5 protein-coding genes and 1 pseudogene are annotated in these 6,118 nt (G+C 77.0%); 3 read left to right on the top strand and 3 right to left on the bottom strand.

Going from position 1 to position 6,118, the window contains the following annotated elements:
- A pseudogene (locus tag E1266_RS34765) lies at window positions 1-201 on the top strand (RNA polymerase sigma factor); the annotation flags it as partial.
- Between the two features lie 15 nt (window positions 202-216).
- Entirely contained in the window at window positions 217-714 is a 498-nt protein-coding gene (locus tag E1266_RS34760; protein ID WP_165966327.1) for a thioesterase family protein, read from the top strand.
- 146 nt (window positions 715-860) lie between these two features.
- Here the strand turns inward: E1266_RS34760 and E1266_RS34755 are convergent, their stop codons facing one another.
- The 3 genes from E1266_RS34755 to E1266_RS34745 form a co-directional block, all read right to left on the bottom strand.
- Window positions 861-1,832 (bottom strand): DUF6569 family protein, encoded by a 972-nt coding sequence (locus E1266_RS34755; RefSeq protein ID WP_132054435.1) that lies wholly within the window; start codon window positions 1,830-1,832, stop codon window positions 861-863.
- A gap of 100 nt (window positions 1,833-1,932) precedes the next feature.
- Window positions 1,933-3,297, bottom strand: a complete 1,365-nt coding sequence (locus E1266_RS34750) for a VWA domain-containing protein (protein ID WP_132054433.1) — start codon at window positions 3,295-3,297, stop codon at window positions 1,933-1,935.
- A 120-nt stretch (window positions 3,298-3,417) separates the two neighbouring features.
- Complete coding sequence (locus E1266_RS34745) at window positions 3,418-4,440, bottom strand: EamA family transporter (protein WP_132054431.1); 1,023 nt, start codon at window positions 4,438-4,440, stop codon at window positions 3,418-3,420.
- Between the two features lie 165 nt (window positions 4,441-4,605).
- On the opposite strand from E1266_RS34745, the gene E1266_RS34740 reads away from it, so the two are divergent.
- A partial coding sequence (locus E1266_RS34740) for a hypothetical protein (protein WP_132054429.1) occupies window positions 4,606-6,118 on the top strand: 1,513 nt, incomplete at its 3' end.

Below are 6,118 nucleotides of genomic sequence, written 5' to 3'. Positions count from 1 at the left end.
GGGCTGGAGTTGCTGGGGCCGCTGGCGGGCGACGGGCGGATGGCGCGGCACCACCGGCTGCACGCCGTCCGGGCGCACCTGCTGGAGATGGCGGGGGACGGTGCGGGGGCGCTGGCGGAGTTCCGGGCGGCGGCGCGGCTGACGACGAGCGTGCCGGAGCGGCGGTACCTGCGCGGCCGCGCAGCGCGCCTCACCGGATGAGGCAGGATGCCCGGTATGAGGGATGTGTTCACGCATCGGCTGCGGGTGCGGTACAGCGAGTGCGACCAGCAGGGCGTGGTGTTCAACGGCCACTACCTGTTCTTCTACGACGTGGCGCTGACGGAGATGTGGCGCGAGGTCGTCGGCGACTACGGGCAGATGGTGGACAACGGCTACGACCTGGTGGTGGCCGAGGCGCGGATCCGGTTCCGGGAGGGCGCCCGGTTCGACGAGTTGCTGGAGGTGTCGATGCCGGTGGCGCATCTGGGGGTGACGAGCATGGTGGTGCGGCCGGTGTTCCGGGTGGAGGGGCGGCTCATCGCCGACGGGGAGGTGCGGCACGTGTTCATCGACCCGGCGTCCAAGACCAAGCGGGAGATGCCGCCGCGGGTGAGGTCGGCGCTGGAGCCCTTCATGGCCGCCCCGGACGGCACCGCCCCGGACAGGACCGGCGCGGGCGGGTCCGGCGCGGAGGGGGCGGGACAGGCGGCCGGCGCGCCGTCAGGCTCGTAGTCGCCTGACGATGACCGTGGCATCGCGCGAATCCCGGATCTGGAATCGGGGTTCCGCCTGACGTGCCCGGCACAGTTCCCGCGCATCCGATTCAAGTGGGTGCCGCTCCCCCGGGGCAACCCTTTTTCAGGGGCGGCCCCGGGGGGTCAGCGGGCGAACAGGGACGCGTAGAGGGTGCGGCCGCCGCCGGTGACGATCTGCCCGGCCAGGTGCGGGGCGGTTACGGTGGACAGCCGCAGGTCGAGGAAGCGGTCCTCCTCGTGGAGTTCGGCGGGTCCGGCGGGCACGTCGGCGAGCCGGCCGGCGATCTCGGCGAGGCGGGCGGCGCGGTCGCTTTCCAGGGCGCCGCGCACGCTGTCCAGGCCGCCGCCGTCCCCGTCGGTCTCCAGGGGCGCGGTGCCGGCGGGCGGGGGCTCGGCGTGCCAGGCGGCGACGCCGTAGGCGAAGCACACCAGCGCGGGCCACATCTCGGCGAAGTAGCCGGGGTCGGGCGCGATCTCCAGGCCGGCGAAGGCCCCGGCGACGAAGAAGAGCGCGCCGACCTGCCCGGGCGCGAGTTCCAGCCGCGAGCGGAACTGGGTGAGCACGGGCCGCTTGCGCGACAGGATCTGCTCCAGGTGCCCGCGGGGCGGGAGCCCGTAGCGGGCGTTGAGGGCGGCGATGTCGTCCCACAGCTTGCCGTAGCCGTGGACGCCGCGCAGTTCCAGGGCGCGGGCGCGCAGCTCGACCGGCAGGACGAAGAACCACTGGTCGGCGTCGGCGAGGTAGCCGCCCTGGGACTCCTGGACGCAGCAGGCGTCCTCGAACATCAGGCTCTGCCCGGGCGCGAGGAACGCCGACCGGCACAGGGCGTGGTTCTGGGCGCGGTCCTGGATGTAGCCGATGTGCAGCGGGACGATCGCGACGCCGGACTCGGCGGTGTTGGCCAGCTCGACCCGCCCGTACCCGGCGACCCTGGACAGTTTCAGGCCGGTGCGGGGCGGGGTGAAGCCGGGGGCGGCGGGCCCGGTGACGGGCACCATGGTCAGCGCCCCGGCCTGCTGGGGGGTGCCGAGGCGGTGCCCGGTCAGGCCGGGCGCGCCGGGGACGAGGGTGTCGAGCGCCGTCATCGTCGTCATGCGGTGCTCCCTTCCGTTGTTCGTGCGGCGCGGCCCCGCCCGCCGGTGGCGGCGGGCGGGGCGCGGGCGCCGGTGCGGGACGCGTCGGTATGGGGGCCGGTCAGGCGGCCAGGCGGGTGGTGAGGACGTCGGCCCGCCGGTCGAGGTCGTCCAGGCGGGCGCGCAGCGCGGTGCGCAGCCAGGGCGCGCCGGCGGCGCAGTGCCCGAACATCCACGGCAGCAGTTCGGCGAAGTCGTCCTGGTGCCAGAACCCGCGGTGCGGCAGGGACGGCGCGGGGGTCCGCAGGGCGAGGTCGTCGCTGCCGGTGAACAGGGCGTGGCAGAACACCACGGGGGTGGTGACGCCGGCGCGGGGCAGGGTCGCCGCGACGCGGGCCAGGTCGCCGGGGAACTGGTTCTCGTACCCGTCGGACACGACCGCGACCAGGTCGGGGGCGGTGCCGAGGGCGTCCAGGACGCCGGTGGCCAGGTCGGTCGCGCCGCGGGGGTCGCGTTCGTCGCCGCCGGCCTCGACGACCTCCAGCCGCGCGCACACCTGCGCCAGGACCATCCGCAGCGCGGCGGCCTGCGACAGCACGGCCCATTCGCGGTCGCCGTAGCCGCGCATGGACGCCGAGGCGTCCAGCACGAGCGCGACGGTCCCCTCGAAGCGGGGGAACGCGGCCGCGGCGGCGGCGACGTAGCGGCCGAGCGCGGCGTACAGGTCCTCGGAGGGGCCGCCCCGGTACAGGTGGACCAGGGTCGCGGCGATGTCGCCGCGGTTGGTGGCGGTGACGGTCCGGGGCCGCTCGCGCGGGGCGTCGACGGGCAGCGGCGCCTCGTGCGGCACCGCCCGCAGCGCGTCCTGCCGTGCGTCCTGCGGGCCGTCGTGGCGGCCGGGCTGGGGCGCGCCGTAGAGGGCGCGGACGCGGGCGGGCGCCGCGGCGGGCGCGGTGAGGAACCGCAGCAGCCGGCGCCGCAGGTACTCCGAGCCGGTGTCGCCCTCCCCGATGCGGCGGGCGCAGCCGCGGGCGGCGGCCTTGCCGAGGGCGTGCTCGAAGCAGTCGAGCAGGGCGGGGCGGCGCGCGGCGATGAGCGCGTCGGCGTCGGGGTGCTCCAGGACGAACCGGAGCGCGGTGCGGGTGGTGTGCTTGTGGTTGGCGCGCAGCCGCCGCAGCGCGAGTAGGACGGTGATGACGTACGCCGGCGGCAGGCCGAGGGTCAGCACGCGGGCGACGCGGGCCGGCACGGCGCGGGCCCGCTCGTCCAGCCCGGCCTGGGAGGCGGCGAGGATCTGCAGCAGCACGCGTGCGCGCTGCCAGGGCCGCACGCCCGGGGCGAGGCCGGCCAGGGCGTAGCCCTCGGGGTCGAGGGTGTGCGCGGCGCGGTGCAGGTCCGCGTCGTCCCAGTGCAGGGTCCCTCCCCTGGGCAGGGTGAGGGGGGTGTCGTGGTTCTGCAGGTGGGCAAGGAGCGTGGGGGTGTCCATGATTGTTCGCCTCCGCAACCATGGAGTGTAGGAATGATCGTGAGCGCCCCGACACTCATTTTCCGCGGGGCGGCCCGCCGCCGGTGCTTTCCGCCGGGCAGGGGCGGGTTCGGCGGCGGTTCAGTGTCCCAGGGCGGGCGCGGCCGCCGTCCCCGGGCCCGTCCCGGAGTCCGCGGCGGTGGCCGGGATGATGCCGGGGGCGGTGGAGCGGGCGGCGGCGCGCTGGGCGATGTAGGCGCCGGTGAGGACGATCACGCCGCCGGTCATCTGCGCGGGGGTGAGCCGCTCGCCCAGCACCGCCCAGGCGATGAGGCCGGCGGCGACGGCCTCGGTGTAGCACAGGGCGCCGCCGACCTGCGCGGGCAGCCGCTGCAGCCCGGCGACTCCGGCGAGGTAGGCCAGGACGGTGCTGACGACGCCGATCCAGGCGACGAGGGTCCAGCCGGGCGCGGTGAACCCGGCGACGGGGACCGGCCCGGGCAGCACGCCCCACGGCAGCGCCCAGGGCGCGGCGAGGACGGTGAGCGCGGCGGCGGCGACGGCGGTGCCCGAGGCGGTGATGACCAGGGGGTCGACCTGCCCGGCGAGGCGGTCGACGATGAGGAAGTAGGCGGCCTGGCAGGCGGCGGCGCCGAGCCCGGCGGCCAGGCCGAGCGGGTCCAGCGACAGGCCCGCCCACACCTGCACGACCATGGACAGCCCGGCCATGGCGACCGCGACGCCCGCGGCGGCGGCGCGGTGCACCGGGACGCGGCGCACCAGCCGCAGCCACGCCAGCACGATCACCGGGCCGCTGAACTCCAGCAGGATCGCCACGCCGACCGGCAGGCGGGACGCGGCGACGAAGTAGAACGCCTGGCAGCCCGCCACGCCCGTCAGCCCGTAGACGGCCAGGAGCCGCAGGTGGGGGCGCAGGCCGCGGGCGGCGGCGCGGCCCCGCAGGAGCACCGCGACCGGGACCAGCACCAGCGCCGCCGTCGCGATCCGCAGCCACACCGCCTGCAGCGGGCCGAGCCCGGCCTCGATGAGCGCCTTGCCGAACGGGCCCGACGCGCCGAAGCACACCGAGGACGCCAGGACCAGGCCCACGCCCCAGGCGCGCGTGCGCGCCGCGTCACCCGCCGCACCGCCCGCCGGCCCCACGCCTCACCCCCGTCGCGCCACCCGCTCCCGCAAGGAGCATCCTGCCATAACACTCCTTACACGTCGACGCGGCCCGGGCGCGCCGGGACGCGGCGCGAGCGGCGATACAGGGACGTGACTGCGGCGATGCCGGACCGGCGACCCGGTGGGACTACTATTCGCCGGATGAGCTGGCAGGCGGCCGGGGCGGGGCCCGGCGGAACCGGAGGCGGGCCGAGCGGGGACCTGTTCGCATCGGTCGAGGGCAACGTGCGCGAGCTGGTCGCCTCCCCCTGGTGGCAGACCGCGCCGCCCGCCGACCGCGCCGGCCAGATCGCCGCGCGGATGCTGTGGGGCGCGGGCGAGTGGTGGCTGTTCGGGGCGTGGGGCCGCTGGTACCGGTGCGGCCTGGACGGCACCTGGCACCCCTGCCCCCCGCCGCCCGCGTTCGAGGACCGCCGCGTCGCGGTGCCCGCGCCACCCGGGGCGGGCACGCCGCCCGTCCCGCCGCAGCTGTTCCCCACCGGCCCGGACCTGGCCGCCGGGCGGGTCGCGCCGCTGGGGTTCCTCGGCCCGGTGCCCGACACCGCGGTCGTGGCGCGCATCTCCCAGGCCCTCACCACCGCGCTCGCGGTCGACCCGAACCAGTTCACCCAGCGCGACCCCATGTTCCAGCCCGGGACGCCCAGCACCGTCGCCGCCGCGTGGGGCGCGCTGCTGTGGTGCGCCGGGTCCCCGGTGGTGCTGACCGAGAACCCGCTGATCGAGTCGTTCGTCCCGTTCCTGACGACCTCGGCGGAGCAGCTGCACTGGATGATGCCGCCCGACTTCGCCACCCTGGCCGGCTACTACATCCACCGCCTCGGCGCCGGTGACGGCGGCGGCGCCGCGCACGTCGCCCGCGTCATGTACGAGGTCGCCGCGGGCCTGCAGGCCGACGCCCGGTTCCGGCCCGGCGCGGACGCGCTGGCGGCGGTGACGGCGGCGTCGCTGCGGATGGTCAACCAGGACATGGCCACCGTCCGGTACGGGCCGCAGGCGATCCTGCAGGAGTGGCGGCGCCGCTGCCCCGCCGAGTTCGCCACGCCGATGCTCCGCGACACCGCGCCCGGCGAGTTCCTGCGGCTGGCCCTGTACGACCTGCAGCAGATCGTCGCGGGGCTGACCGGCCCGCGGCCCGCCCCTCCCGGCCGCGGCCACGACGAGGTCCGCCGCGCGGGGGTCGCGGTGCTGGCGGCCGACCTGCAGGCCGCGCCGGCCGCGCTGCCTGCACTGCAGCGGTGGCTCGACCCCGACAGCGCCCGAACGCTGCAGGCGGTGCTGAACGACCCGGCGAGCCCGCTGCGGTCGCTGTGGCCGCGCGACGGGCGGCTGCCGGAGGCGCTGCGCAGCGGCGACGCCGACGCGCTGGCCGCGCTGCTGGCCACCACCTACACGCTGGGGCTGACGTGGTGCAGGCTGGCGCAGGTCGCGCCGCCGGCGGCGGGGTTCGCGGTGCCGCAGGCGGTCGCGGCGGAGCTGACGTCCCCGGCGATGCACACCCCGCCGTCGACCGACGAGCTTTCGGCGTGGGACATCATCAAGGCGGCCCGCGCCCACATGGCCGCCGAGCGCGCCGCGGGCGGCGACCGTCCGGTGGCGCCGGTGCCCGAGCCGACACAGGACGCGCCGGGCCCGCCGCCCGCGGTCGCGCCCGCCC

The sequence above is a fragment of the Actinomadura sp. 7K534 genome (assembly GCF_004348575.1).
Classification (GTDB): domain Bacteria; phylum Actinomycetota; class Actinomycetes; order Streptosporangiales; family Streptosporangiaceae; genus Spirillospora; species Spirillospora livida.
The sequence above is the reverse complement of the archived record's forward strand: the minus strand, read 5'-3'. Positions and strand labels throughout refer to the sequence as shown.